Annotated in this window: 28 protein-coding genes; 15 read left to right on the top strand and 13 right to left on the bottom strand. The window is 72.0% G+C overall.

Annotation, left to right across the window (positions count from 1 at the left end; genetic code table 11):
• Positions 1 to 13: 13 nt before the first annotated feature.
• Genes mftD through mftA form a run of 4 tightly spaced genes read right to left on the bottom strand, consistent with a single transcriptional unit; the run spans position 14 to position 2,929 of the window.
• Complete coding sequence (gene mftD / locus AB0J04_RS12960) at positions 14 to 1,204, bottom strand: pre-mycofactocin synthase MftD (protein WP_363168424.1); 1,191 nt, start codon at positions 1,202 to 1,204, stop codon at positions 14 to 16.
• 35 nt (positions 1,205 to 1,239) lie between these two features.
• Positions 1,240 to 2,511, bottom strand: coding sequence for a mycofactocin radical SAM maturase (mftC, locus tag AB0J04_RS12955; protein ID WP_363168423.1), 1,272 nt, complete (start codon positions 2,509 to 2,511; stop codon positions 1,240 to 1,242).
• The gene (gene mftB, locus AB0J04_RS12950; protein ID WP_363168422.1) at positions 2,508 to 2,789 is read right to left on the bottom strand and encodes a mycofactocin biosynthesis chaperone MftB; all 282 of its coding nucleotides are present in this window, start codon (positions 2,787 to 2,789) and stop codon (positions 2,508 to 2,510) included. Before mftB ends, mftC begins: the two co-directional genes overlap by 4 nt.
• An 8-nt stretch (positions 2,790 to 2,797) precedes the next feature.
• A complete protein-coding gene (gene mftA / locus AB0J04_RS12945; protein ID WP_363168421.1) occupies positions 2,798 to 2,929 on the bottom strand; it encodes a mycofactocin precursor MftA in 132 nt (43 codons plus the stop codon).
• A 168-nt stretch (positions 2,930 to 3,097) separates the two neighbouring features.
• On the opposite strand from mftA, the gene mftG reads away from it, so the two are divergent.
• Positions 3,098 to 4,657, top strand: coding sequence for a mycofactocin system GMC family oxidoreductase MftG (mftG, locus tag AB0J04_RS12940; protein ID WP_363168420.1), 1,560 nt, complete (start codon positions 3,098 to 3,100; stop codon positions 4,655 to 4,657).
• Between the two features lie 12 nt (positions 4,658 to 4,669).
• On the opposite strand, the gene mftR is transcribed toward mftG, so the two are convergent.
• Complete coding sequence (mftR, locus tag AB0J04_RS12935) at positions 4,670 to 5,299, bottom strand: mycofactocin system transcriptional regulator (RefSeq protein WP_363168419.1); 630 nt, start codon at positions 5,297 to 5,299, stop codon at positions 4,670 to 4,672.
• A gap of 156 nt (positions 5,300 to 5,455) precedes the next feature.
• Here mftR and AB0J04_RS12930 point away from each other — a divergent pair, with 156 nt between their 5' ends.
• The 4 genes from AB0J04_RS12930 to AB0J04_RS12915 all read left to right on the top strand — a co-directional run bounded on the left by AB0J04_RS12930 (position 5,456) and on the right by AB0J04_RS12915 (position 8,373).
• Positions 5,456 to 5,773, top strand: a complete 318-nt coding sequence (locus AB0J04_RS12930; protein WP_363168418.1) for a hypothetical protein — start codon at positions 5,456 to 5,458, stop codon at positions 5,771 to 5,773.
• 50 nt (positions 5,774 to 5,823) lie between these two features.
• A complete protein-coding gene (locus AB0J04_RS12925; RefSeq protein ID WP_363168417.1) occupies positions 5,824 to 7,260 on the top strand; it encodes an aldehyde dehydrogenase family protein in 1,437 nt (478 codons plus the stop codon).
• Between the two features lie 64 nt (positions 7,261 to 7,324).
• On the top strand, positions 7,325 to 7,615 hold the full coding sequence (locus AB0J04_RS12920) for a hypothetical protein (protein ID WP_363168416.1): 291 nt from the start codon (positions 7,325 to 7,327) through the stop codon (positions 7,613 to 7,615).
• Complete coding sequence (locus tag AB0J04_RS12915) at positions 7,612 to 8,373, top strand: SDR family NAD(P)-dependent oxidoreductase (protein ID WP_363168415.1); 762 nt, start codon at positions 7,612 to 7,614, stop codon at positions 8,371 to 8,373. Before AB0J04_RS12920 ends, AB0J04_RS12915 begins: the two co-directional genes overlap by 4 nt.
• Before the next feature lie 27 nt (positions 8,374 to 8,400).
• Here the strand turns inward: AB0J04_RS12915 and AB0J04_RS12910 are convergent, their stop codons facing one another.
• Positions 8,401 to 9,267: an SDR family oxidoreductase gene (locus AB0J04_RS12910; RefSeq protein ID WP_363168414.1), complete on the bottom strand. Its 867-nt coding sequence runs from the start codon at positions 9,265 to 9,267 to the stop codon at positions 8,401 to 8,403.
• 65 nt (positions 9,268 to 9,332) lie between these two features.
• Between AB0J04_RS12910 and AB0J04_RS12905 the strand changes: the two genes are divergently transcribed.
• Positions 9,333 to 9,467 carry an SDR family oxidoreductase gene (locus tag AB0J04_RS12905; protein ID WP_363168413.1) on the top strand — a complete coding sequence of 45 codons (135 nt, stop codon included), beginning with the start codon at positions 9,333 to 9,335 and terminating at the stop codon, positions 9,465 to 9,467.
• A 336-nt stretch (positions 9,468 to 9,803) separates the two neighbouring features.
• Here the strand turns inward: AB0J04_RS12905 and AB0J04_RS12900 are convergent, their stop codons facing one another.
• The 4 genes from AB0J04_RS12900 to AB0J04_RS12885 form a co-directional block, all read right to left on the bottom strand.
• Positions 9,804 to 11,096, bottom strand: a complete 1,293-nt coding sequence (locus tag AB0J04_RS12900) for an amidohydrolase family protein (protein WP_363168412.1) — start codon at positions 11,094 to 11,096, stop codon at positions 9,804 to 9,806.
• Positions 11,097 to 11,135: 39 nt separating this feature from the next.
• Positions 11,136 to 11,456 carry a hypothetical protein gene (locus AB0J04_RS12895; RefSeq protein ID WP_363168411.1) on the bottom strand — a complete coding sequence of 107 codons (321 nt, stop codon included), beginning with the start codon at positions 11,454 to 11,456 and terminating at the stop codon, positions 11,136 to 11,138.
• Between the two features lie 105 nt (positions 11,457 to 11,561).
• Complete coding sequence (locus AB0J04_RS12890) at positions 11,562 to 12,719, bottom strand: thiolase family protein (RefSeq protein ID WP_363168410.1); 1,158 nt, start codon at positions 12,717 to 12,719, stop codon at positions 11,562 to 11,564.
• On the bottom strand, positions 12,712 to 14,226 hold the full coding sequence (locus AB0J04_RS12885) for an AMP-binding protein (RefSeq protein ID WP_363168409.1): 1,515 nt from the start codon (positions 14,224 to 14,226) through the stop codon (positions 12,712 to 12,714). The genes AB0J04_RS12890 and AB0J04_RS12885 overlap by 8 nt, the downstream gene beginning before the upstream one ends.
• A 109-nt stretch (positions 14,227 to 14,335) precedes the next feature.
• Here AB0J04_RS12885 and AB0J04_RS12880 point away from each other — a divergent pair, with 109 nt between their 5' ends.
• On the top strand, positions 14,336 to 15,100 hold the full coding sequence (locus tag AB0J04_RS12880) for an SDR family NAD(P)-dependent oxidoreductase (RefSeq protein WP_363168408.1): 765 nt from the start codon (positions 14,336 to 14,338) through the stop codon (positions 15,098 to 15,100).
• A gap of 62 nt (positions 15,101 to 15,162) precedes the next feature.
• A complete protein-coding gene (locus AB0J04_RS12875) occupies positions 15,163 to 16,182 on the top strand; it encodes a ferredoxin--NADP reductase (protein WP_363168407.1) in 1,020 nt (339 codons plus the stop codon).
• A gap of 67 nt (positions 16,183 to 16,249) precedes the next feature.
• Here AB0J04_RS12875 and AB0J04_RS12870 read toward each other — a convergent pair whose 3' ends face one another.
• The 3 genes from AB0J04_RS12870 to AB0J04_RS12860 form a co-directional block, all read right to left on the bottom strand.
• Positions 16,250 to 16,528 (bottom strand): hypothetical protein, encoded by a 279-nt coding sequence (locus AB0J04_RS12870; RefSeq protein WP_363168405.1) that lies wholly within the window; start codon positions 16,526 to 16,528, stop codon positions 16,250 to 16,252.
• 115 nt (positions 16,529 to 16,643) lie between these two features.
• Positions 16,644 to 17,363, bottom strand: coding sequence for a TetR/AcrR family transcriptional regulator (locus tag AB0J04_RS12865; protein ID WP_363168404.1), 720 nt, complete (start codon positions 17,361 to 17,363; stop codon positions 16,644 to 16,646).
• 15 nt (positions 17,364 to 17,378) lie between these two features.
• The gene (locus AB0J04_RS12860) at positions 17,379 to 17,990 is read right to left on the bottom strand and encodes a carboxymuconolactone decarboxylase family protein (protein ID WP_363168403.1); all 612 of its coding nucleotides are present in this window, start codon (positions 17,988 to 17,990) and stop codon (positions 17,379 to 17,381) included.
• Positions 17,991 to 18,179: 189 nt separating this feature from the next.
• On the opposite strand from AB0J04_RS12860, the gene AB0J04_RS12855 reads away from it, so the two are divergent.
• The 7 genes from AB0J04_RS12855 to AB0J04_RS12825 all read left to right on the top strand — a co-directional run bounded on the left by AB0J04_RS12855 (position 18,180) and on the right by AB0J04_RS12825 (position 24,644).
• Complete coding sequence (locus AB0J04_RS12855; protein ID WP_363168402.1) at positions 18,180 to 19,013, top strand: NAD(P)-dependent oxidoreductase; 834 nt, start codon at positions 18,180 to 18,182, stop codon at positions 19,011 to 19,013.
• Positions 19,014 to 19,107: 94 nt separating this feature from the next.
• Positions 19,108 to 19,968 (top strand): mycofactocin-coupled SDR family oxidoreductase, encoded by an 861-nt coding sequence (locus AB0J04_RS12850; RefSeq protein WP_363168401.1) that lies wholly within the window; start codon positions 19,108 to 19,110, stop codon positions 19,966 to 19,968.
• Positions 19,969 to 20,003: 35 nt separating this feature from the next.
• Positions 20,004 to 20,249 (top strand): ferredoxin, encoded by a 246-nt coding sequence (locus tag AB0J04_RS12845; protein WP_363168400.1) that lies wholly within the window; start codon positions 20,004 to 20,006, stop codon positions 20,247 to 20,249.
• Complete coding sequence (locus AB0J04_RS12840; RefSeq protein ID WP_363168399.1) at positions 20,246 to 21,616, top strand: cytochrome P450; 1,371 nt, start codon at positions 20,246 to 20,248, stop codon at positions 21,614 to 21,616. The genes AB0J04_RS12845 and AB0J04_RS12840 overlap by 4 nt, the downstream gene beginning before the upstream one ends.
• A gap of 66 nt (positions 21,617 to 21,682) precedes the next feature.
• On the top strand, positions 21,683 to 23,347 hold the full coding sequence (locus tag AB0J04_RS12835; protein ID WP_363168398.1) for an OB-fold domain-containing protein: 1,665 nt from the start codon (positions 21,683 to 21,685) through the stop codon (positions 23,345 to 23,347).
• A complete protein-coding gene (locus AB0J04_RS12830) occupies positions 23,344 to 24,312 on the top strand; it encodes an alpha/beta fold hydrolase (protein ID WP_363168396.1) in 969 nt (322 codons plus the stop codon). Before AB0J04_RS12835 ends, AB0J04_RS12830 begins: the two co-directional genes overlap by 4 nt.
• Positions 24,309 to 24,644 carry a DoxX family protein gene (locus tag AB0J04_RS12825; protein ID WP_363168395.1) on the top strand — a complete coding sequence of 112 codons (336 nt, stop codon included), beginning with the start codon at positions 24,309 to 24,311 and terminating at the stop codon, positions 24,642 to 24,644. The genes AB0J04_RS12830 and AB0J04_RS12825 overlap by 4 nt, the downstream gene beginning before the upstream one ends.
• Positions 24,645 to 24,668: the final 24 nt, after the last annotated feature.

Below are 24,668 nucleotides of genomic sequence, written 5' to 3'. Positions count from 1 at the left end.
CAGCTCCACCGGTTCACCGCGGGGCACGCGGCACGCCGAGGGTGCGGGTGAAGCCGTCCGGGATCACCAGGTCGTCCGGGCCCAGGTCGTCGACGGACGCGTGCCCGAGGCCGAGCACGGCGGAGTCGAGCCCGCCGCGCAGGATGTCCAGGACGTTCTCCACGCCTGCCTGCCCGTTCGCGGCCAGACCCCACAGGTAGGCGCGGCCGATGAGGACGGCGCGGGCGCCGAGGGCGAGGGCCTTGGCGACGTCGCCGCCGCGCCGGACGCCGCCGTCCAGAAGTACCTCGATCTCGTCACCGACCGCCTCGGCGATGGACGGCAGCAGCCGGATCGTCGCGGGGGTCGTGTCCAGGTTGTTGCCGCCGTGGTTGGAGACCGAGATGCCGGCGACTCCCGCGTCGACGGCCCGCTTGGCGTCGTCGACCCGTGACACTCCCTTGAGCAGGAGCGGGCCGCCCCACTCCGCGCGCAGCCACTTCACATCGTCCCAGGTGGGCGGCGGCGTCTGCATCCACTCGCCGTAGGCGCCGAAGAAGGTGGGCGCGGCGCCGCCCGGCGCCTTGAGGTTGGGGGTGGTCAGGTCGGGGATGCGCCGCGACCGGGCGAACGTCAGGAGCCAGCGCGGGTGCGGCAGCACGTCCGGCGCGAACCGCAGAGCCGTCCTGACGTCGACGCGCTCCGGGACGGGCGGGCTGCCCCAGTCGCGGCCGTTGGAGAACGACCAGTCCAGGGTGACGATGAGCGCCTTGGCTCCGGCGGCCCTGGCCCGCTCCATGCGCTGCACCATCAGGTCCCGGGTGCCCATCCAGTACATCTGGTAGAAGGTGTTGGCGCCGGTCTCGACGACCTCCTCGACGGGCTTGCTCGCGAACGAGCTGAGACCGATGACCACACCCCGGTTCGCGGCGGCGCGGGCGACGGCCACCTCGCCGTCGGGGTGGACCGCCTGCACGCCGGTGGGCGAGATGAGGACCGGCATCGAGGACTCCACCCCGAGCACGGTCGTGGACAGGCTCCGTTCGGCATGGTGGCCCACCACCCTTGGGGCGAAGCCGAGTTCGGCGAACGCGCCGATGTTGTCGGCGATGGTGCGGCCACGCTCGGAGCCGGCCACAAGGGAACCGTAGACCGTGCTCGGCAGATACTTCTTCGCGCGGCGCTGCGCCTCCGCGACGGTTTCGAACCAGGGGTTTCTTCCCATGAGGCGGCTCTTTCTCGATCAGGGGCGGCCGAGACCTACGTCCGGCCAGGGCCGTACGTCGAGTGCGAGCCCTGCGTCGGGTACAGGCCTGCCAGGGGGTCCTCGTGGCAGTCGGCGACCGGCGGCCGGTCGAGGTCGGGGCGCCGGGTGAGGACGAGGTCGACGGGACCGGTGCGGGCGGCGCGGGGCGATGTGTGGTGGGAGTGATCGCCGGACGGTTTGGGCACGGTGGCGCCGCGCTCGGCGAGCAGCCGCTCGCCGTGGCCCTGCACACACTCCGGGTCGGGGCCGTCCAGCGGCAGTCCGGTGAAGAACTTGGCGGCCATGCAGCCGCCCTTGCAGGTGTCGTAGAACGTGCAGGAGGTGCAGGCCCCGCCCTGCTGCGGTTCGCGCAGCCGCCGCAGCAGCGGCGCCTCGCGCCACACGCCCTCGAAGCCGCCGAAGTCGCGGACGCTGCCCGCGAGGAACTCGTCGTGGATGGCGAACGGGCAGGCGTAGACGTCACCTACCGGGTCGATCAGGCACACCACGCGGCCCGCCCCGCACAGGTTGAGCCCGGGCAGGGCCTGCCCGTAGGCGGACAGGTGGAAGAAGGAGTCGCCGGTGAGGACCTGCTCCCCGTGCGCCAACAGCCAGTCGTAGAGCTGTCGTTGCTGCTCGGGCCGCGGGTGCAGGTCGTCCCACACGTCGGCGCCGCGGCCGGAGGGGCGAAGACGTGTCAGCCGCAGCTGGGCGCCGTACCGGTCGGCGAGGGCCTTGAAGTCGTCCAGCTGCCCGATGTTGTGCCGGGTGCAGACGACGGAGAGCTTGAAGTTCTTCATGCCCGCGTCGGCGAGGTGTCCCATGGCGCGCAGTGCGGTGTCGTACGAACCGTCCCCGCGCACGGCGTCGTTGACCTCGGCGGTCGCGCCGTCGAGGGAGATCTGTACGTCGACGTAGTCGTTCGCGGCGAGTCGCCGGGCCACGTCCGGGGTGATGCGCACGCCGTTGGTGGAGAACTTGACGCCGACGCGGTGGGCGGTGGCGTAGTCGAGCAGCTCGAAGAAGTCGGGGCGGACGGTGGGTTCGCCGCCGCCGATGTTGACGTAGAAGACCTGCATGGCCTCCAGTTCGTCGATGACGGCCTTGGCCTCGGCGGTGGTCAGCTCGCGCGGGTCGCGTCGCCCCGAGCTGGACAGACAGTGGGTGCAGGACAGGTTGCAGGCGTAGGTGAGTTCCCAGGTGAGGCAGATCGGAGCGTCCAGACCGTGCTCGAAGAGGTCCACGAGACGCTCACCGGGCTCGGCCCGCACGGGAGTCGAGGTCATGGGGTCGGGGTCCTTTCTACGAGCATCGACGACCGGGCCAGGGTCGCCAGGGACCGCGCGTACCGCACGGCGTCCTCGTCGTCGGCTCCGGCGGCCGTGCAGGCGGCACGGGCGGTGGGCGCCGTCGCGAGTGCCTGGACGACCGCGAGCAGACCGCGGTCCTTGAGAAAGGACAGCTTGCGGGTGCCGAAGTGATAGAGCAGCGCGCCGAAGGGTTCCGGGCGGACCGAGACCTGCGGGTGCAGGTCCCAGGCGCGGTCCAGGTCGAGGGTCGTCACCGGGGCGGTCAGTAGACGCCGCACATGCCGTCGATCGAGACCTCCTCGACCAGTTCGTCGGCCTCAATGACGGGTTCGTCGGTCGGCGCCGCCTCGACAGCGGGACGCGCTTCGGTGGTGGTGGGGTCGAACTCGTTCATTGCGGATCTCCCTTGTGGACGCGGGCAGTCGGGGCCCACGGACGGAGACGCGGTCGTGAACGATGGTATTGGCATGGGATGCCAATAGGAAGATATCGGAAACGAGATTCTCAAACTGGGAGACGAGGGCTTGCGCCCAGGCCGCAGAGCGGGCTTGGATCGCGGCCCATGAAACGTCTCCAGCGCCCCGATGTCGTCGTGGTCGGCGCGGGCGGCTCCGGTGCCGTGCTCGCGGCACGGCTGAGCGAGGACGCGGACCGCACCGTGCTGCTCCTTGAGGCGGGTGCGGTGCCCTGCGGAGCTGCCGGGTTCGGTCCGGCGCTGCTCGACGCACGCCGCGTGCCGGGCGCCCAGCCTGATCACCCCGCGACCCGCACCCACGCCGTCCGGCTCACCCCACGGCGTCCGTGGCGGGTCCCGCGCGGAGCTGTCCTCGGCGGCTCCACCACGGTCAACGGCGGCTACTTCGTCCGCGCCCGCCGGGCGGACTTCGACCGGTGGGCCGCGGCGGGCAACCCCGCCTGGTCCTACGACCGCGTACTCCCGCTGCTGCGCGCCCTGGAGACCGACCTGGACCTCGGTCCGAGCGCCGTGCACGGAGACCGCGGCCCGATGCAGGTCACGCGCGGACGCCTCGGCCATCCGGCCGCCGCGGCCTTCCGCGATGCCGCTCGCGCCCTCGGCTTTCCCGCGGAGCCCGACAAGAACGGTGACGCGGCGCCCGGTTTCGGCCCCGTCCCCGGCAACGCCGTCGACGGCATCCGCCGCAACACCGGGCTCGGCTATCTGCCGCCCGAGGTGCGGGAGCGCGCCAACCTGACGGTTCTGGGCGGCTGTTCGGCCCGCCGGGTGGTCGTCGAGCACGGGCACGCCACGGGGGTCGAGGTCGAGCACGACGGTGCGCGGGCCACCGTCGAGGCGGGCTCCGTGGTGCTCAGCGCGGGGGCGCTCACCACGCCCCATCTGCTGCTGCTCTCCGGCATCGGGCCCCGCGCGGACCTCGAACGCTGCGGCATCCCCGTCGTCCGGGACGCCCCGGCCGTCGGTGCCCGCCTCGGCGACCATCCCCAACTCGCCCTGGACTGGCCACTTCACGAGGACCTCGCCGCTCCCGCCGACAGCTGGCTCGGCGGCTGTCTGCACCTGTCGTCCGATGCCGCGGGCGGGCCCGGTGACGTGGAGATCCTCCAGACGCTGATCCCCATGGCCGCGCTTGCCGTCGGCGCCGTGAGCGCCCCCGGCGCTCCGCTGTCCTTCCTCGCCTCGGTGCAGACGCCCCGGCCCACCGGCCGGCTGCGGCTGCGGTCGAGCGACCCGGCGATGCCGTTGACCGTCGACTACGACTACCTGAGCGACCCCGAGGTGCTTCGCCGGCTGCGCAGGGCCGTCCGCGTCACCGCCGACCTCGTCGGCACACCGCCCTTCACCGAACTCTCCCCCGGCCTGGCGGCCCCGCTCCGTGCCGTCCTCGACGACGACCGCGCGCTCGACGACTGGATCGGCGATCACCTCGGTACGGCCCAGCACACCTGCGGCACCGTCCCGATGGGGCCCGCCGACGCCCCGGGGCCCACCGCGGTCGACCAGTTCGGGCGGGTGCACGGGGTCCGCGGACTGCGCGTCGCGGACACGTCCATGCTCCCCGACACACCGCACCGCGGTCCCGCGGCGACCGCCGTCCTCATAGGAGAACTCGTCGCCGACGCCATCCGGCACGACCGGACCTGATCCGGCCGGACGCTACCCGGCCGGTGGGGCGACCGCTCCGAGCCCGTCGTCGAGACGCCTGATCGCCTGGTCGAGGAGGGCGCTCAACTCGGCGTCCTCGCATGCCAGCCAGTGCTCGTACGCGGTGACGGCCGCGGCGAGGACCGCGTGCCCGAAGAGCCGGGGCAGCACGTCGGACACCGGGAGACCGAGGCGCCGCGCCACGAACTCGGTGACGATCGCGCGCCAGGAGGCGTAGCGCAGGGTGGCGTCGGCCTGGAGAGTGGGCACGGTCAGGATGAGGTCCATGCGCTGGCGGTGCCAGGGCACCACGGCGGCGTCGAACCGGTTGAACTCCACGACCGCCGTACGCAGGGCCGCCATGACCGGGACGGCCGGGTCCGCGCCGTTCAACAACGCGCGGAATCCGGTCAGTCGCTGCTCGAAGTCGCCCCACACCAGATCGGTCTTGGAGGCGAAGTAGCGGAAGAAGGTGCGTCGGCCGATGCCGGCCGCCGCGGCGATGTCGTCGACCGTGGTGGCGTCGAAGCCCTGCCGCGCGAACAGTTCGAAGCCGAACCGCTCCAGGTCGGCCCGCGACGTGGCACGCGGCCGACCGCCCCTGGCCGGCCGGGTGGCGACGCCGCTCATCGGTGACTCCACATCCGCTCCTTCCCCGGCGCTCCAACATACCGCCGCCCGCCGCCGACGACGCCCCGGACAGGATCCCGCGAGAACAGGGTTCTCCTCATAGAGAAATGCGGATACCATCCAGACGTTCGTGCGCCCTCCCGTCCATCGAAGGAGAGGCCCCAGGCCATGACCGGATACATCCTCCACGTCGAGTCCCGGCCCGTCGGCGACGAGGTCCTGGACGAGTTCAACCGCTGGTACGAGGAGGTCCACCTGCCCGAGGTGGTGGCGCTCGACGGCTTCGTGTCGGCCGTCCGCTACTCCCCGGTGAAGAGGGGCGGGCCCTACATCACCCACTACGCCATCGAGGGCGACCCCGAGCTGGCGGTCAAGAACGTCACCGCTGCCGCGGCCGACGGCAGGCTGCGGATGTCCGACACCGTGAGCATGGATCCGGTGCCGCGTGTGCAGATCATGAAAGTCGCCGTCGAGTACCACCCCTGACGCGCACTCGACTCGCCAGAAACCGACTCCGCCGCAGGCAAGGGGGCAGGATGCCACGCCAACTCATCGACGGACGGCTCGTGGAGGCCGACGCGAGGTACGCCTCGCTCAACCCGGCCACCGGGGAGGTGCTCGGGCACGCGCCCGACGCCACCGACGAGCAGGCACGGGCGGCGGTCGCCGCCGCCCGCAAGGCCTTCGACACCACCGCATGGGCCACCGACACGGACCTGCGCCGCCGGTGCCTGGACCAGCTGCACGACGCCCTGGTCGAACACCGCGAGGAATTCCGCGAGTTGACGATCGCGGACGCCGGATCACCACGCATGCTGACCTACGCCGCGCAGCTGGACGAACCGATCGAACTGGTGCGGTACTACGCGGACCTGCTCAAGAACCACTCCTTCGTCGATGACATGGGCGTGGTCGAGTACCAGGGGCAGCGGCACCACCGCTGGGTGGAGTGGGAGGCCGGCGGGGTCGCCGCGGCGATCATCCCGTACAACTACCCCAACCAGCTGGCGTTCGCGAAGCTCGCGCCCGCCCTCGCCGCAGGGTGCACGCTGGTGCTCAAGGCCGCGCCGGACACCCCGCTGGTGACCTTGGCGCTCGGCGAGCTCATCGCGGAGCACACCGAGATCCCGGCGGGTGTGGTGAACGTGCTCTCGTCGTCGCGGACCTCGGTCGGCGAGGTCCTCACCACCCACCCCGACGTCGACCTGGTGACCTTCACCGGGGCCAGCCAGACCGGGCGGCGGATCATGGCGGCGGCGAGCGACACGGTCAAGCGGGTCTCCCTCGAACTCGGCGGCAAGTCCGCCCTGGTGGTGCTCGACGACGCCGACTTCAAGGGCACGGCGACCTACGCGGCGTACATGATCTGCCTGCACTCCGGACAGGCCTGCGCGATCACCTCGCGGATGCTGGTGCCCCGCCGCCACCACGACGCCATCGTGGAGCAGGTCGCCAAGCGGATGGAGCGTGTACGCGTCGGCGACCCGAACGACCCCAAGACGTACATGGGCCCGCTCATCAGCGAGCGGCAGCGCGACAAGGTCGACGGCCTGGTGCAACGGGCCGTGGCGGCCGGTGCCACGCTCGTCACCGGCGGCCGGAAGATCGACCCCGGCTTCTTCTACGCGCCGACGCTGCTCACGGGTGTCGACCCGGACAGCGAGATCGCCCAGGAGGAGGTGTTCGGTCCGGTCCTCGCGGTGATCCCGTACGACGACGACGACGACGCGGTGCGCATCGCGAACAACTCCGTCTACGGGCTTTCCGGGGCGGTGCAGAGCGCCGACCGGGAGCGGGCCCTCGCGGTGGCGCGCCGGATCCGCACCGGCACCTTCAGCATCAACGGCGGCAACTACTTCTTCTCCGACACCCCGTTCGGCGGCTACAAGCAGTCCGGCATCGGCCGGGAGAAGGGCGTCGCCGGGCTCGAAGAGTTCCTTGAGCGCAAGACCTTCGGCGAAGTCGTGGACTGACAAGACGAGTCGACCGAGGTCGCCGGTGTCGCGCCGGCGGTTCGAGAGGGGATCGAAGCGACCGATGAATATCGACGCCGAGCGCGCCGGGCCGGAGGGGCCGCGGGTGGTGCACGGCTTCACCGCCCCGCAGTCGCAGTCGCAGTCGCACGTCACGCCGAACCCGTCACCGAAGCAGCGGGCGGCCTGGGACCGCGGTGCGCCCCGTGAGCTCACGGGGCGGCACGAGCGGCGCCGGGGCGATCCGGTGATTCGGGGCGACACCGGGATGCCGCACCGGGCGCTGCGCCACGAGCAGTCCTCGTCGCGGCTGATGCACCGCACATCCCTCGCGGGCGAGGAGGCCATCGCGTGAGCGGAACCGCACGACGTACAGCACTGGTCACCGGCGGAGGCTCGGGCATAGGGCGGGCCATCGCCCTGCGGCTCGCCGCGGACGGATTCGCCACCGCCGTCCTCGACCTGAACAAGGAGGGCGCCGCAGCGGTGGCCGAGGAGGCCCGCGCGAGCGGGCACGAGGCAATCGCCGTCGGCGGGGTCGACGTCTGCGACCGGGCCCAGGTCAATGCCGCGGTCGACGAGGTCCGTAGCGCGCTCGGACCCGTCCTGGTGCTGGTCAACAACGCCGGGAAGACGGGCTTCAAGGATTTCCTGAACATCACGGACGACTCGTGGGACCACATGATGGCGGTGAACCTGAGAGGCCCGTTCTACTGCTGCCAGGCCGTCATCCCCGACATGATCGACGCCGGCTGGGGCCGCATCGTCAACATCTCGTCGTCCAGCGCGCAATCGGGCCAGCAGTACATGACGCACTACGTCGCGTCGAAGTCGGGCCTGGTCGGCCTCACCAAGTCCCTGGCCCTGGAGTTCGGCCCGGCGGGCATCACGGTCAACACCGTCCCGCCCGGATTCGTGGACACCCCGATGCTGCGCGGCTCGGAGAAGCGGGGACTGCTCGGCAACAAGGTCGAGGACATCGCGGCGGTCACTCCGGTACGGCGGGCCGGACGCCCGGAGGACATCGCGGCGGCCTGCTCGTTCCTGGTGTCCGACGAGGCCGGGTACGTCACGGGGCAGAGCATCGGGGTCAACGGGGGCCGCAACACCTGATGGGCCTCCCGCGAAGGGGCGTCGGCCTCAGGGCCGGCGCCCCTTCAGCACGTCCGACGGCACGTGGTTGGCCCAGCCGGTGCCGGGCCAGTTGAACCAGCCCGCGGAGGCGTGCGTGCCGCCGTCCGGGTGGAGTGTGGTGCCGGTGACGTACGAGGACAGTGCCGAGGCGAGGAAGACGACGCAGCCGGACACGTCCTGCGGGCGGCCCGCGCGCGCCATGGGGATGGCGGCGGCGAGTGCTTCGGGGGTGGCGAGCGGTGCGTCCTCGTGGCTCGCGAGCTGTCGCAGGCTCGGGGTGGGCACGTAGTCGGGGGCGACGTTGTTGACGCGGATGCCGTCGGGGGCGAGTTCGACGGCGAGGGTGCGGGCGAACTGTTCGACGGCGGCCTTCGCGGCGGCGTACACGGCGAACCCGGGGGCGGCTCGGTGGGCCTCGATGGTGGTGAGGTTGACGATGCTGCCGCCCCTTCCGCCGGCCTGGATGCGCGGCACGGCGAGGGAGCAGGCGTGCAGGACGTGGCTGAGGTTGGCGCGGATCAGCGCGTCCCACCCCTTGGGACGGGTGGCGGTGAAGGGGGCGCGGAAGGTGCCGCCGACGACGTTGACGAGGGTGTCGAGGCGGCCCCACCGCTCCTCGGCGGCCATGAACAGGCCTTCCAGGTCGGCCGGTTCACGGGCGTCGCCGGTGTGCACGAGGGTGTCGTGACCCATGTCCTCCAGGGCGCCTCGCAGTGTGTGCGCCGCGTCCGTGTCGCGGTCCAGGACGGCGGTGCGCACGCCGACGGCGGCCAGGTCGCGCACGATCGCCCCGCCGAGCACACCCGCGCCGCCGGTGATCACGGCAACGGTGTCGGCGAGGCCCGCCCGCCGGGTGAACCAGTCGTCCGTCATCAGACCTCCCTTGTGTGCGGCGGGGGCTCGCGGGGTGAGCGGCTCCATGGCCCTTCCTCTCGGCCATGCTCGCCCGCATCCCGCTGGGCCGTTGGGCGGAACCGGACGAGGTGGCACCGGCCTTCGTGTTCCTCGCCGCCGACGCCGCGTCCATCGTCACCGGGCAGGTCCTGCCGGTCGACGGTGGCCTGGTCATCTGACACCCGGGCCGCATTCGGCCGTCCGCGAGTGCGGCCGCGCGGGCCACGGCCTCGTCCGCCGCCGCCGCACGGTCGCGTACGTCGAGCGCCGCGCTGTCGGCCTTGCCGCCGTCCGTGCGGATCGCGGCGGCCGTGTCCGCCGCGGCGTCGCCGTCGACGTCGGCGACGAGGACGGCTGCGCCGGCCGAGGCCGGCGCCCTGGCCACGGCGGGCTTCCACCGGGTTGCCGCGCCGTGTGCCGGAAAGTCCGCGGGTGATCCGTGGCGGGGCATGCCCCGCGGCGGGGCCGCTGATCGACACGGCCCCGCGCCCCTTCGGGCGCGGGGCGCGGCGCGGTCACTCGGAGGCCGCGGTCGCCGCCCTCGCCCGCTGCCGGAACGACTCCAGCTTCGCCGCCGGGGCGACGACCTGCTTGCTGCGCGGCTGGACGGAGACGTCGTGGCCCGCCGCACGCCAGCGCAGCGCACCGACCGTCGCGTCCTCCTTCTTGATGTGCACGAAGGGGTCGAAGGAGTACCAGCGCATGGCGTTCCGGTACGTCATCTTGTTCGTGTCCTCGTCGGGCACGCCGTGCGCGGTGAGGACGCCGTGCAGTTCCTCGGGGGCGTGCGGCCACATCGAGTCGCTGTGCGGGTAGTCCGCCTCCCAGCAGATGTTGTCGATGCCGATCTCGTGGCGCAGCTTCACGCCGATGGGGTCGCTGATGAAGCACGTGAGGAAGTGCTCCCGGAACACCTCGCTGGGCAGCTTGCCGCCGAAGTCCTGCAGCGTCCAGGTGGCGTGCATCTCGAAGGTGCGGTCGATGCGCTCCAGGAAGTACGGGATCCAGCCGGTGCCGCCCTCGGACAGCGCGATCTTCAGCGGGTACTCCTTGACCGGACGCGACCAGATCAGGTCCGCCGCGGCCTGCACCAGGTTGAGCGGCTGCAGCGTGATCATCGTGTCCGGCGGGGAGTCCGCGGACGGGATGGCGAGCCTCCCGGACGAACCGATGTGCAGGTTCATCACCGTGTCGGTGTCGCACAGGGCGGCCCACAGCGGGTTCCAGTACTCGTCGTGGAAGCTGGGGAAGCCCATGGCGGCCGGGTTCTCGGTGAAGGTCAGCGAGTGGCAGCCCTTCTCGGCGACCCGGCGGACCTCCTTGACGCAGGCGTCGACGTCCCAGATGGCGGGCAGTGCCATGGGGATGAACCGGCCGGGATAGGCGGCACACCACTCGTCGATGTGCCAGTCGTTGTAGGCGCGCACCAGCGCGTACGAGAGGTCGCTGTCCTCGGTCTCGAAGAGGCGGGCGGCGAAGCCGGGGAACGAGGGGAAGTTCATCTGGGCGAGGACTCCGCCGGCGTCCATGTCCTTGACGCGTTCGTGGACGTCGTAGCAGCCGGGCCGGATCTCGTCGAGGCCCTGGGGCTCCAGGCCGTACTCCTCCTTGGGCCGCCCCGCCACGGCGTTGAGGGCGACGTTGGGCAGGACGGAGTCACGGAACCGCCACACGTCGGTGCCGTCCTCGCGGTGCTCGATCCGGGGAGCGTCGTCCCGGTACTTGGCCGGGAGGTGGTTCACGAACATGTCGGGCGGCTCGATGATGTGGTCGTCGACGCTGATGAGTATGAGGTCGTCCTGGTGCATGGCCCGGTGCCTTCCGTCCGAGAGATCAGTGCGTCGGTCTCAGTCCGACGCGGGCAGTGCCTTGGCCGCCTTGCGGGTCATCGGGGCGCCGTCGCAGCCGAGTTCGCCGACTCCGGAGGCGGTGCAGAGCAGTTCGACCGTGCCGTCCGCGTCCGTGTACCGCTTGCCGACGAGGGTGACGGACCGGGCGGACGGGCCGCCGGACGCCGGTGCCGCGGAGTCGGCCACGACCATGGGTTGGCCCCCGCAGGTGACCTGGGGAGTGCGGTCGGCCGGTGCTCGGACCACGATCACTCGAACTCCGCAGACGGTACTGGCCAGTTGAAGGCCAGGGCGCAGTTCCCGGACAGCTGACGTCATCGACGGCTCCTCACGGCTGGCTCCTGATGCTCCCCATCGGGATGGAAACTATCTTCTCCTATAACGGTAATCAAGATTTCACACGGAAGTAGGACCCCGGGGCCCCTACGGCGCCGGTACCTCGATCACCACGGCCGAGCCCATGCCCCCGCCCGCGCACATGGCGGCCACACCGATCCCGCCGCCCCTGCGGCGCAGTTCGTGGACGAGGGTGACGAGCATGCGGCCGCCGGTGGCGGCCACGGGGTGGCCCAGGGAGCAGCCGCTGCCGTTGACGTTGACCGTGTCGGGGTCGAGGCCGAGGCGGCGGACGACGGCGACGCACATCGACGCGAACGCCTCGTTGATCTCGTACAGGTCGACGTCGTCGACGCCGAGGCCGGCGCGCCCGAGGGCCTTGGGGATGGCCTGCACCGGGGCCAGTCCGGTGTCGGCGGGGTCGACCCCGACCGAGGCCCAGGCCTTCACCGTGGCCAGAGCGGGCAGGCCGAGCCGGTCGCTGACGACGGCGAGGGCCGCCGCGGCGTCGTTGCCTCCGGCCGCGTTGCCCGCGGTGATGCTGAAGCCCTCGATCTCCGGGTGCAGCGGCTTGAGCCCCGCGAGCTTCTCCAACGACGTGTCGCGGCGCGGGTGTTCGTCGACGGCGAAGAGGCCGTACGGGGTCTCGACGGGCACGATCTCGTCCTTGAAGCGGCCCTCGTCGATGGCGCGGATCGCGTTGCGGTGCGAGCGCAGCGCCCAGGCGTCCATCTCCTCGCGGCCGACCCCGCCGGCCACGGCGGCGTTCCAGCCCACCGTGATCGACATGTCGGTGTCGGGGGCGTCGGGGCGGTCGGGGTGGGTGGGCGGCATCCAGGCGTCGTCCCACTCCTCGCCCTGCCGGAAGCGGAAACGGGGCGATGTGGACGCGGAGTTGACGCCGCCCGCGATGACCACCTCGTCCATGCCGGAGCGGATGGTGGCGGCGGCGGACTGCACGGCGGCCAGCGAGGCGGCGCAGTGCCGGTTGTGGGCGAGGCCCGGCACGGTGGTCAGGCCCGCGGTGAGTGCGGCGTACCGGGCGACGACCCCGCCGCCGTACAGGCCCTCGGCGAGCATGACGTCGTCCACGCGGTCGGCCCCGACGCCGAGTTCGGCCAGCCGGTCCGCGGTGGCGCGGACGATGCGGTCGGCGAGCGCGTAGGCGTCGGTGTCGCGCAGGGCGCCCTTGCGGGCGGTGCCCACGGGGGTGCGCAGGGCGGAGACGATCACGGCTTCAGGCATGGGAATTCTCCACGTTCTCCGGGATCTCCGGGCTCTCCGGGATCTCCGGGCTCTCCGGGATCTCCGGGCTCTCCGGGCTCTCCGGGTTCGCCGGGCTCTCCAACTCGGCGACGAGGGTCCGGCGCAGCGGCTTTCCGGTACTCGTGCGGGGCAGGTCTGCGCGGAAGACGATGGTGTCGGGGGTCTTGGAGGTACGCAGGCGGCTCTTCGCCCAGAGCCGGATCTCCTCCGGCTCGCCGGTCCCCACGAGCACGGCGACGATCCGCTGGCCCCACTCCTCGTCCGGGACGCCGACGACGACTGCCTCGCGTACGCCCGGGTGGGCGAGGAGGACGTCCTCGATCTCGGCGGGGGCGATGTTCTCGCCGCCGCGGATGATGGTGTCGTCGGCCCGGCCCTCGACGAACAGATAGCCGTCGGCGTCGAGCCGGCCGAGGTCTCCGGTCGGGAACCAGCCGTCCGCGTCCAGGGCGCTGCGTCCCTTGTACTCGCCGGAGATCTGTTCGCCCCTGACGTGCACCAGGCCGGTGCCGCCCGGCGGGCACGGCTCGCCCGAGGCGGTGCGCAGCCGGATCTCGATGCCGGGCAGCGGCCGCCCGACGGAGGTGAGCCGGTCGCGGACGGCCGGGTCGGTGGAGGCGAGTGCGGCGCGGTGGTCGTCGGGTCCGAGCAGCGCGATCGACGAGGCGGTCTCGGTAAGACCGTAGGCGTTGACGAAGTCGGTCTCGGGGAAGGCCCGCAGCGCCCTCTCGACGACGGTGCGCGGGGCGCGGGCGCCGCCGTAGGCAAGGCTGCGCAGGGTGGGCGCCTGCGCCCCGGATCCGTCGGCGACGTGGTCGACGACACGGGCGAGCATCGTCGGCACCAGCATCGCGTGGGTGACCTGCTCCCGGCGCACCGTGGCGAGCCACTGCGCGGCGTCGAACGCCTGGAGGTACACCACGCGGCGCCCGGTGTAGAGGTTGGACATCAGATTGGTGAGGCCCGCGATGTGGTAGGGCGGGACGGCGACGAGCGCGGCGTCGCCCTCGTCCGCCGAGCCGAACTCCAGGGTGTTCAACACGTAGGCGAGCAGGTGCCGGTGACGTAGCAGGGCCGCCTTCGGGGCGGCGGTGGTGCCGCTGGTGTAGAGGATGACGGCCACCGCGTCCTCGTCCCACGGCGGCTGCGCGTCCTCGCCCGCAGCCGGTCCCGTCTCGTCGAGGAGACCGGCCAGGTCCTCGGGGCCGAGCCGCACGGCACCGGGGTGCCGCTCCTCGATCTGCGCCGACTGTTGGGCGCCGAGGCGGTAGTTGAGGGGGACGAAGGGCACGCCCGCGAGGGCGCAGCCGAAGAGCGCCACCGGGTAGGCGAGGTGGTTGGGCGCACGGTAGAGCACCGCCGGCGCCCCGCGGAAGCGCTCGGCGGCGCGGCGCGCGAGGCCGAGGATCCGGGCGGCGGACAGGGAGCGGCCGTCGAGGGTGACCGAGGGCCGCTCCCCGGCCGATGCGGCCATTTCGAGAGTCATCACAATATTCATGAGAGTGTTATTCTCACCTCAGTAGAGTGATACTTTCAAGAGTGTCGCCCCCTCAAGACCCCTTGGAGCACCAGCCGTTCAAGAGCGGGGAGTACAGATGCAGATCACCGGGAGCTCAGCGATCGTGGTGGGCGGCACCGGCGGCCTCGGTGAGGCCACGGTGCGCCGACTGCACGCCGCGGGCGCCAAGGTCCTGGCCGCCGATGTCGACGACGACAAGGGCAAGGCGCTGGAGGCCGAGCTCGGGGTGCGTTACGCGCGCACCGACGCGACCGACGAGGACAGCGTCAACGCGGCGATCGCCGAGGCCGAGCGCGCGGGCCCGCTGCGGATCGTGGTCGACGTGCACGGCGGCCCCGCGGGCGGCGGCCGCCTGGTCGCCAAGGACGGCAGCCCGCTGCCGCTGGACGCGTTCCGCACCACGATCGACTACTACCTGACCTCCGTCTTCAACGTGCTGCGCCTCGGCGCCGCCGCCCTGGCCCGGCAGGAGCCGCTGGAGGAAGGCGGCCGGGGCGTCATCGTCACGACCGCGTCCATCGCCGCGTTCGAGGGGCAGATCGGACAACTGCCCTACGCCGCCGCGAAGGGCGGCGTCGCGAGCATGACGCTGGTCGCCGCGCGCGACCTGTCCCCGCTGGGCATCCGGGTCACCACCATCGCCCCCGGCACCATCAACACCCCCGCGTACGGAGAGGCCGGCGACCAGCTGGAGGCGTACTGGGGGCCGCAGGTCCCGTTCCCCAAGCGCATGGGGCGCAGCGAGGAGTACGCGGCGCTGGTCCAGGCCCTGTGCGAGAACGACTACTTGAACGGCGAGGTCGTGCGCCTCGACGGCGCGCTGCGCTTCCCGCCCAAGTAGCGGCGCCGTACCGACACCCTCGTCGACACGACCCCAGGGACACCGCACCAGGAGGATGCCCCATGCCGAGCTCCCCGCTGTTCCGGCGCGCGAGCGTGACTCGGATCGTTCAGGAGACCGCCGACACCCGCACGTTCACGCTTGCCCCGCTGGAGGGACCGCTCACGTACGAGGCCGGGCAGTACTGCATCTTCAGGATTGCGGTCGACGGGCGGCCGGCGCCGCGCGCGTACTCGTTCTCCAGCGCCCCCGGATTCGACGACGAGATCACCACGACCGTCAAGCGGGTCCCGGGCGGCGCCGCGTCCAACTGGCTGCACGATCACGTCCGTGAGGGCGACGAGCTCGAACTCACCGCGCCGCGCGGCAGGTTCACCCTGCGCCCCGCCGACACCCCGCTCCTGGGGTTCTGCGGCGGCAGCGGCATCACGCCGGTGCTGTCCCTGGCCAAGAGCGCGCTCGCGGGAACCGGTCGCCGCGTCCGGCTGCTGTGCGCCGACCGGAACCGCGGCCAGGCGATCTTCCACGACACGCTCGACGAACTGGCGGCGCGTTTCCCCGGCCGCCTGGAGGTGGTGCGTCACCTCGACGACGTCCGCGGCTATCTCACCGCGGCGGACGTCAAGGAGTTCGCCGGGGCCGACGCGGGCGCCGACGCGTATGTGTGCGGGCCCGAACCCTTCATGGAACTGGTCGGGTCGGCCATGGTCGGCACGGGGCGGGTGTTCAGCGAGCGGTTCGGGGGCGGCGAGGTTCTGGCGCCCCGGGCCGAGCCCGCCCCGGTTCCTTCCCCGGCCCGGGAGCCGGGCACCGTCACGATCGTCATGAACCACCGACGCGAGACGATCAGCCGCCGCCCCGGGGAGACTCTGCTGCAGAGCGCGCGCCGGGCCGGGTTCGCCCCGCCGTTCTCCTGCGAGGCGGGCAACTGCGCGACCTGTATGGCGATCCTGCGCGAGGGCAGGGCGACCATGCGGGCCAATGACGCGCTCATGGACGACGAGGTCGCCGAGGGGTACGTCCTGACGTGCCAGGCGGTGCCGGACGAGGATCCGCCGTCCCTGGTGGTGGAGTACGAGTGAGCCGCGCGTGACGCACGGCTGAGGCGCCGCCCTCCAAAGGGGCGGCGCCTCAGCCGTGTTCCGGTCTTCAGGACTGCTCGGGGCCGGGGTCGCACAGCACGAGGATCGCGCGGGCGACGAGTTCGCTGCCGCTGCCGAGCTGCTCGCTGTACCGGGTGATGGTGTCCCGGACCGCTCCGGTGAACGAGGGGTCGATGCCGCGGGGGCCGGTCGGCGGCGGGAGTTCGCGCACCATGGCGCGACGACGGCGCAGCAGCTCGATGATCTCGTCGTCCAGCTGCCGCAGATCGCCGCAGGACGGCGCCTCGGCGGGGTCCGCGAGCGGGGAGGCGAAGTCGATGTCCACGGCGGATCTCCGTTCGTCGCTGTATCGCTGACTGTGCAAAGCCTCCAAGCCCGTCACGTGCTGCCCCTCTCGTACTCGAAGCGCCGGACCACAGCACGATATCAATAATCTCCGGCTACGAGAATGGCGTTTCCGTAGGTGACGCCTCCGGCCCGCCCGCCGACGTCCGGCGTACGTCCACCACCCCATGGGCGAGCAGATCCCACAACGCCTCGGCCTGCTCGCTCCCTTCCGCGTCGGGTCGCACGAAGGCACCGCTGATGCCGAGGGCGAACGAGTTGAACATGATGGCCTGCAGCATCGCCCCGGCCACCGCGCGCCGGTCGAGTCCGGCACGCACCGAGCCCTCGGCGGCCGCCTCGTCGAGGATCTCCTCAAGGAGCGCGAACATCGGGGCGAAGGCCCGGGACGCCTCCTGGGGATCGTCGGTCAGCAACTGCTGCGCGAAGTCGGCCATGCCGAGGATCTCGACGGACCTCGGGGAGCGCGCCTCGGTCGGCGGCCGGCACAGCCGGTGGTACTCGACGGTGAAGCGCCGCAGCCGACTCAGCGCGTCCGGCTCCTGCGCGACGACCCCGCGCAGCCGACGCGCGGTGCTGTGGACCGACTCCTCGAGGAGCGCGAGCAGCAGCTCGTGCTTGCCGCCGAAGTTCTGGTAGAAGCTGCGCAGCGACTGCCCCGACTTCTTCACCACCTCCTGGACCGTGAAGTCCTTGCCCGATTCGCCGACGATCAGTTCGAGCGCGGCATCGAGAAACCTCTGCACCCGCTTCTCGGCGCGCGCCCGCACGGGGTCGACCGAGCGGGCGACGGCCTGTTCTCGCCAACTCGCCATGCGCGAATCCCCCTGTCAGCCGACCCCGCCGAGGTCGTCGTCGAGTACCACCCCGAAGGTCTTGAAGGCCGTGGCGATCGTGTCGCACGCGCCGACGCCGAACACCACGTCCATCAACTGCCGCTCGTCCAGCACCTTGGCCGGCTCCCGCCAGGCACTGTCGGCGATCCGCGCATCCGCGATCAGCTCGTCCACGGCCCGCAGCAGCGCGCGCTCCTCGTCGCTCCGGCCGGGGGCGTCGAGCCCCTCGCCGACCCGCACGATCTCCTCGTCCGCCATTGCGGCCTCGTGCCGTGCGATCCACACGTGCCGCTTCCACTCGTACGCGGCCTCGCGCAGCGCGCTGATCCGCAGGACGAGGAGCTCGCGCCGGCGGATCTTCAGGCCGGCGGCGAAGAGCAGACGGCCGTTGAAGACGTTGAAGGCGCGGGTCAGTTCCGGGCAGCGGGCCAGGACGCCGAGCGCGTTGAGGGCCTTGGGGCGGTCGGCTCCCTTGTCGGGCACCGGATGCCGGGACGCCGGAGGGACGAGGGCGGCCAGGGCCTCGCGCATCTGCGGCGGCCGCTGCCGGACCGGCAGGGGCGCGATGCGGGGCTCGGTCGGCCCGGCCTCGGGCGTGGTGGTCATGACCATGCATCTCGTGTTTTCATGATTGGAGAATACGATTCTCCCAACCTTCGGGCAACAGGCCGAGCGGAGCGCACGGGACGACGGACACGCCGGAGAAAGTCGCCGCCGACGCCTTCCGTGAACCCGCAGGCGAGATTACAGTTCTCGCGAAATGAAAGGGGAATTCTTGTGGCGCGCGGATCACCCGTGAAGCGGCTGGGGTTCGTCGGTGCCGGACGCATGGGGCTGCCCATGGTGCGCCGTCTGCTGGCGGCCGGCCACGAGGTGTGCGCCGTGGGCCGCACGCCGGAGCGGCGCACCGCGCTGGCCGGTGAGGGCGTCCGCACCGCCGACCGTGCCGAGGACGCGGTGCGCGAGGCCGACGCGGCCCTGGTGTGCGTGTTCGACGACCGGCAGGTGCGCACGGTCTGTCTCGACGGCGGACTGCTCGACGCGCTACCGGAGGGCACCGCGCTGATCGTCCACACCACCGTCGGCCCACGCACCGTCCAGGAGATCGCCGAGCGGGCCGAGGCGCGCGGCATCGCGGTGCTCGACGCGCCGGTGAGCGGCGGGCCGCGCGACATCGTGGCGGGCCGGCTGACCGTCTTCGCAGGCGGCGACGAAGCCACCGTCCGCCGACTGCGGCCGGTGCTCGCGGCCTACGCGGACCCGGTGCTAGCGGTGGGTCCGGTGGGCGCGGGCCAGAGCGTGAAGCTCGTGAACAACGCGCTGTTCGCTGCCCAGTTGGGGCTGGTCTCGGAGGCGACGCGGCTGGGCCGCGACCTCGGCGTCGAGGAGAGCGCCCTCCTGTCGGCGCTCGGTCACGGCAGCGCGGCGAGCCGGGCCCTGGCGGGGGCGGCGTCGCGCGGTTCGACAGGGCGATTCATCACCGACGTACGGGAGTTCCTGGACAAGGACGTGGCGGTCGTCCGGCAGGTCGCGGACCGGCTCGGCGTAGGGCTCGGCGCTCTTGAGCCGGCGCTCGCCGCGCTGGATCGCGCCGCACTGGATCGTGCCGGGTCCACCACCGGCACATGACCGGGTCACGCCCGGTCCGGCGGCGGCACGCAGCAGGAAGATCCGCATTCGGCACACCGCCGACGGCGCGGGAAGACGAACAAGGGGAAGCGGCATGGGGCGAGTCGAAGGCAAGGTCGCGTTCATCACCGGCGCGGCACGCGGCCAGGGGCGCAGTCACGCGGTGCGCCTCGCGGAGGAGGGCGCCGACATCGTCGCGATCGACCTGTGTCGCGACTACGAGACGGTCGACTATCCGATGGCGACGCCGGAGGACCTGAAGGAGACGGCGCGGCTCGTGGAGAAGCTGGGCCGCAGGGTCCTTTCGATCCAGGCCGACGTGCGCAGCATCGACGCGATGCGGGACGCCGTGGACCGCACGGTGGCCGAGTTCGGCGGGATCGACATCGTCGTCGCGCAGGCCGGGATCGCGCCCCTGCACGGCACTCCGCCGCTGCAGGCGTGGGCCGACGCCGTCGACGTCGACCTGATCGGCAGCATCAACGCCATCCAGGCCGCCCTGCCGCATCTGCGCGAGGGCGGATCCGTGATCGCCACCGCCTCGACGGCCGCCCTCATGGAGCACGGCATCGTGGACAGCCCCGGCTCCAACCCGGGCGGCGCCGGCTACGCGTACGCCAAGCGGGCCCTCGCGGAGTACGTGCACGAACTGGCCCGCAACCTCGCTCCGTCGAGGCAGCGCGCCAATGTCGTGCACCCCACGAACTGCAACACCCCGATGCTCCAGAGCGAGCCGATGTACAAGTCGTTCCGCCCCGACCTGGAGCACCCGACCCGGCAGGACGCCGAGCCCGCGTTCGCCACGCAGCAGGCGATGCCCATCCCGTTCGTGGAGCCGGTCGACATCAGCAACGCGGTGCTGTTCCTCGCCTCCGACGAGGCCCGCTACATCACCGGCGTCCAGCTGCGCGTGGACGCGGGCGGCTATCTGAAGTGGTACGACTGGCGCCGCTGACGAAACGTCAGAGAGGCGGAGTGAAAGGGCTGTTCATGAAGGTCAGCGTCGACGAGGACCGCTGTCAGGGGCACACCCTCTGCGCGATGATCGCGCCGAAGGTGTTCCGGCTCAGTGAGATCGACGGGCATTCGTCGCCGATCGGCGAGGACGTCCCGGCGGGCGAGGAGGCGGCCGCCGCCGAGGCGGTGCGCTCCTGCCCGGAGCGGGCCATATCCCTCACCGACACCAGCACGGCCGACGGGCCCACCCGCACAGGGAGGAACGGAGCACCATCGTGAACGCACATGACGCGCCCGACGCCGAACAGGCACGCAAGAAGCGTCGGTACGAGTTCGACCGGCACGCCCCCGACTACCGCGAGCGGTTCGTCGAGATCACCGAGGAGATGCAGGGCCGCTGCCCACTGGCCTGGTCCGACACCCACGGCGGGCACTTCGTGGCCGCGGGACACCAGACGGTCTTCGACATCGCCCGGTCCGCCGACAAGCTCTCCAACGACCACGACGTGACCGGCGAACGCAACGGCTACGACGGCATCAGCATCCCCGCTCCGACCCGCGGCCAGGGCTTTCGCGGCGGGTTCCTGGAGATGGACCCGCCGGAGCAGCGCTACTACCGCCAGGCCCTCAACCCGTATCTCTCACCGGCGGCGGTACAGCGCTGGATCCCGTTCCTGGACGACCTGATCCGCGCCTGTCTCGACGAGCGGATCGAGTCGGGCCACATCGACTTCGTGGAGGATCTCGCCAACCCGGTGCCCGCGGTGTTCACCCTGGCCATGATGGGGATCCCGCTCAAGAACTGGCAGATCTACAACGAGCCCTCGCACGCCGGCGTCTACACGCCGCCCGGCTCCCCCGACATGGCGCGGGTGCGTGACCTGCACCTCGCGATGATGCAGGACCTCGGGCGGCAGATGCAGGCGATCCGCACCGAGCCCCGGGCAGGGCTCGTGGACGCCGTGGTCAACGCGAGGATCGGCGACACCGAGCCGTCCGACATGGACCTCATCGGGGTCCTCGCCCTGCTGATCGGGGGCGGCTTCGACACGACCACGGCGCTGACCGGCCGTTCGATCGAGTGGCTGTCGCAGCACCCCGAGGAGCGCGAGCGGCTCAGCCGGGAGCGCAAGACACTCCTCGACCCCGCCACGGAGGAGTTCCTCCGCTACTTCACCCCGGCCGTGGGCGACGGCCGTACCGTCGCCGTGGACTGCGAGATGGCCGGACAGGAGTTCAAGGAGGGCGACCGGCTCTGGCTGTCGTGGGCGATGGCAAACCGCGACCCGGCCGTCTTTCCCGACCCGAACAACGTCGACCTGGAACGCAAGGGCAATCGCCACCAGGCGTTCGGCCTCGGCATCCACCGCTGCATCGGCTCCAACGTGGCGCGGGTGGTGTTCAAGCGGATGATCTCCCACGTCCTGGACCGGATGCCGGACTACGTGTGCGACGCGGAGCGGACCGTGTACTACGACTCCGTCGGCGTCATCAACGGCATGCGCCATCTGCCCGCCGCCTTCACGCCGGGCCCGCGGCTCGGCCCGGGCCTCGACGAGACCCTGGACAAGCTGCAGAAAGCCTGCGACGAGCAGGGCCTCGCGGCCCCGGTGACCACGCGCGGCGAGCGGGCCGACATCCGCTGACCCTCGCGCCCTCCCCCGCCCGCACCGGACGGGGGAGGCACCCGTAGCGCTTCCTTAGGAGATCCTGTGGCCCGGCGCCCCCTGCCCCTGCTGACGGACGAGACCGAGTTCTTCTGGACGTCCAGCGCGGACGGCCGCCTCCGCTTCCAGCAGTGCGAGGACTGCTCGGCGCTGATCCATCCGCCGCAGCCGGTGTGCCGGTACTGCCGCGGCCACGCACTGACCGTCACCGAGGTCGCGGGCACGGCCACCCTGGTCTCCTTCACCGTCAACGAACGCTTCTCCTCCCCCGGCCTCGAACCGCCGTACGTGGTGGCCCGGGTGACGATCGACGAGGACCCGCGGGTGCGGCTCACCACCGGCGTCGTCGGCTGCGCACCGTCCGAGCTGCGGCTCGGCATGCGCCTGGAGGTCGTCTTCGAGCAGGTCGAGGACGTCTGGCTGCCGCTGTTCCGGCCCGGCGCCGAGCAGCCGGACGATCCCGTCGTGCTGCCACCGGACGACCTGACCCCCGAGAGGATCCGAGCTCTCGTACGTCCCCCGCTCGGCGCCGAACGCTTCGAGCACAAGGCCGCACTCACCGGCACCGGAGCCTCCCGCATCGGCCGCCGCCTGGGCGTGCCGCCGCTCGCGCTCACCGTCGAGGCGTGCGAGAAGGCCGTCGCGGACGCCGGTCTGACCCTCGACGACATCGACGGACTGGCCGCCTACCCGGGCGCCGGCATCACCGCCGGGTTCGGCGAGGGCGGGGTCAACGCCTTGGAGAACGCCCTCGGCATCCGCCCGACCTGGCACAACGGCGGGATGGAGACCTTCGGCCCCGCCGGCTCGGTGATCGCCGCGATGCTCGCCGTCGCTGGCGGTCTGGCCCGGCACGTGCTGTGCTTCCGCACGGTGTGGGAGACCACCCACACCCAGCAGCTGCGCGAGGGCAGGCGGCCCGCCACCCGACCCGACCGGGTGACGGACGGCGCCCAGTGGACCGCCCCGTTCGGCGCGGTCTCCGCCGCCCACGCCCTCGCGCAGAACGCACAGCGCCACTTCCACGCGTACGGCACCACCCGCGAGACGCTGGGCTGGATAGCCCTCAACCAGCGCGCGGGCGCCGCCCTCAACCCCGAGGCGATCTACCGCGAGCCGCTCACCATGGACGACTATCTGTCGGCCCGCCCCATCACCAGCCCCTTCGGCCTCTACGACTGCGACGTGCCCTGCGACGCGTCGATCGCGGTGGTGGTCTCGGCCGTGGACGCCGCGCGCGAGCTGCCGAAGCCGCCCGTGCTCGTGGAGGCGGTGGGCACCCAGCTGGTCGAGCGCCTCGAATGGGACCAGTCGACCTCCACGCACGAGCCACAGGTGCTCGGGCAGGCCGCCCACCTGTGGACCCGCACCGAGCTGCGCCCCGCCGACGTCGACGTGGCGCTGCTGTACGACGGCTTCACCATGAACTGCCTTTCCTGGATAGAGGCGTTGGGCTTCTGCGGCATCGGCGAGGCCAAGGACTTCCTGGACGGCGGCAAGAACATCGCCCGCGACGGGTCACTGCCTGTCAATCCGCACGGCGGGCAGCTCTCGCACGGACGCACCCACGGCATGGGCCTGGTCCGCGAGGCGATCACCCAGTTGCGCGGCGAGGGCGGCGCCCGGCAGATCGGCGGCGCCCGCACCGCGGTGGTCGCCACGGGCGGCCTCACACCGAGCGGTGTCATGCTGCTGCGAGCGGACGCATGACGGCGCCCGGCCGCCTGGAGGCGGCCCTCGGCGGCGGCGCCGCGCCGAGCGTGCGCACCGCGACCGTCCGGGTCGACGGCTTCCCGCTGTCCGCACGCATCTGCTCGGCGGCATCGCCCCGCGCGGTGATCCTCGCCCTGCACGGCGGCGGCACCACCTCGCTGTACTTCGACTGCCCCGGCCGGCCCGAACTGTCCCTGCTGCGGGCCGGAGCCGCACTCGGCTACGCCGTCGTCGCCATGGACCGGCCCGGCTACGGCATCTCCGCACCCCATGCCGAGCACTACCGCGATCCACAGCGGCGCCTCGATACCGCATACGCGGCGCTCGAGTGCTTCCTGGACCAGCTTCCCGGCCGCCCAGCCGTGTTTCTGGCCGCGCACTCGGCGGGCTGCGAGCTCGCGATGCGCATGGCGGCCGACCCCCGAGGGCGCCGGCTGCTCGGCCTGGAGATCGCAGGCACCGGCCTGCGGCACCAGCCCGACACCATCCGCGCTCTGGAAGAGGCCGGCGTGGCCCACCGACGCCACGGCCGACGCCCGGCCGGCACCCGCGCGACGCTGTGGGGGCCGGCCGAACTGTACGCGCGGGACGTGTGGAACACCCCGTACGTCGCCTCGGGCTCCCCCGCCTACGAGGGGCCCGCGCGCACCTGGGTGGAGCGCGACTTCGCCCGGCTCGCCGCCGAGGTACGGATTCCGGTGCAGTTCAGCCTCGGCGACCACGAGGGCGTCTGGGAGTCGGGGCCCGCGGCGCTGGCCGAGGTCACCGCGCTCTTCACCGCGTCGCCCCGCGTCCGGCCCAACGAACAGGCCTGCTGCGGCCACAACCTGAGCCTGGGGTTCGCCGCCCGCAGCTATCACCTGCGGGTCCTCGCGTTCGCCGAGGAGTGCGCGGTCCTGCGCGAACGCGACGAGGGTGACGGGGCTGACAGGGCTGACACGGCGGAAGGAGAGGTCGCATGAGTGGGGCCGAGGCGTTCGCCGTGCTCCTGCTGCGCCTGGTGATCGGCGCGACGATGGCCGTGCACGGCCTGAACCACTGGCGCGGTGGCGGGCGCATCGCGGGCACCGCGGGCTGGTTCGAGAGCCTGGGGCTGCGCAACGGGCGGCTGCAGGCGTGGATGAGCGTACTCACGGAGATCGGCGCCGGGGTGTTGCTCGCCGCTGGACCGGCGGCGCCGTCGCGCTCGGGGTCGGCGTCGCGGCGACGGGTGGGCTGCTCGCCACCTTCTGGCGGCCCAAGAAGCCCGAGAGGCCCGAGAGGCCCGAAAGGCCGGGAGGCCCGGGAAACCTGAGCCTCAGACGTCCGAACTGGCCTG

It is taken from the genome of Streptomyces sp. NPDC050263, from assembly GCF_040655955.1.
GTDB lineage: Bacteria > Actinomycetota > Actinomycetes > Streptomycetales > Streptomycetaceae > Streptomyces.
This window is presented reverse-complemented; position numbering and strand designations above follow the sequence as displayed.

Bases quoted from the DNA above. Each gene is read 5' to 3' on its own strand.
- AB0J04_RS12865 (WP_363168404.1), bottom strand. From the start codon at position 17,363: ATGGCGAGTTGGCGAGAACAGGCCGTCGCCCGCTCGGTCGACCCCGTG.
- AB0J04_RS12830 (WP_363168396.1), top strand. From the start codon at position 23,344: ATGACGGCGCCCGGCCGCCTGGAGGCGGCCCTCGGCGGCGGCGCCGCG.
- AB0J04_RS12900 (WP_363168412.1), bottom strand. From the start codon at position 11,096: ATGCACCAGGACGACCTCATACTCATCAGCGTCGACGACCACATCATC.
- AB0J04_RS12845 (WP_363168400.1), top strand. From the start codon at position 20,004: ATGAAGGTCAGCGTCGACGAGGACCGCTGTCAGGGGCACACCCTCTGC.
- mftG (WP_363168420.1), top strand. From the start codon at position 3,098: ATGAAACGTCTCCAGCGCCCCGATGTCGTCGTGGTCGGCGCGGGCGGC.
- AB0J04_RS12850 (WP_363168401.1), top strand. From the start codon at position 19,108: ATGGGGCGAGTCGAAGGCAAGGTCGCGTTCATCACCGGCGCGGCACGC.
- AB0J04_RS12825 (WP_363168395.1), top strand. From the start codon at position 24,309: ATGAGTGGGGCCGAGGCGTTCGCCGTGCTCCTGCTGCGCCTGGTGATC.
- AB0J04_RS12875 (WP_363168407.1), top strand. From the start codon at position 15,163: ATGCCGAGCTCCCCGCTGTTCCGGCGCGCGAGCGTGACTCGGATCGTT.
- AB0J04_RS12910 (WP_363168414.1), bottom strand. From the start codon at position 9,267: ATGACGGACGACTGGTTCACCCGGCGGGCGGGCCTCGCCGACACCGTT.
- AB0J04_RS12925 (WP_363168417.1), top strand. From the start codon at position 5,824: ATGCCACGCCAACTCATCGACGGACGGCTCGTGGAGGCCGACGCGAGG.
- mftD (WP_363168424.1), bottom strand. From the start codon at position 1,204: ATGGGAAGAAACCCCTGGTTCGAAACCGTCGCGGAGGCGCAGCGCCGC.
- AB0J04_RS12885 (WP_363168409.1), bottom strand. From the start codon at position 14,226: ATGACTCTCGAAATGGCCGCATCGGCCGGGGAGCGGCCCTCGGTCACC.
- AB0J04_RS12880 (WP_363168408.1), top strand. From the start codon at position 14,336: ATGCAGATCACCGGGAGCTCAGCGATCGTGGTGGGCGGCACCGGCGGC.
- mftA (WP_363168421.1), bottom strand. From the start codon at position 2,929: ATGAACGAGTTCGACCCCACCACCACCGAAGCGCGTCCCGCTGTCGAG.
- AB0J04_RS12895 (WP_363168411.1), bottom strand. From the start codon at position 11,456: ATGACGTCAGCTGTCCGGGAACTGCGCCCTGGCCTTCAACTGGCCAGT.
- AB0J04_RS12905 (WP_363168413.1), top strand. From the start codon at position 9,333: ATGCTCGCCCGCATCCCGCTGGGCCGTTGGGCGGAACCGGACGAGGTG.
- AB0J04_RS12920 (WP_363168416.1), top strand. From the start codon at position 7,325: ATGAATATCGACGCCGAGCGCGCCGGGCCGGAGGGGCCGCGGGTGGTG.
- mftC (WP_363168423.1), bottom strand. From the start codon at position 2,511: ATGACCTCGACTCCCGTGCGGGCCGAGCCCGGTGAGCGTCTCGTGGAC.
- AB0J04_RS12930 (WP_363168418.1), top strand. From the start codon at position 5,456: ATGACCGGATACATCCTCCACGTCGAGTCCCGGCCCGTCGGCGACGAG.
- AB0J04_RS12860 (WP_363168403.1), bottom strand. From the start codon at position 17,990: ATGACCACCACGCCCGAGGCCGGGCCGACCGAGCCCCGCATCGCGCCC.
- AB0J04_RS12890 (WP_363168410.1), bottom strand. From the start codon at position 12,719: ATGCCTGAAGCCGTGATCGTCTCCGCCCTGCGCACCCCCGTGGGCACC.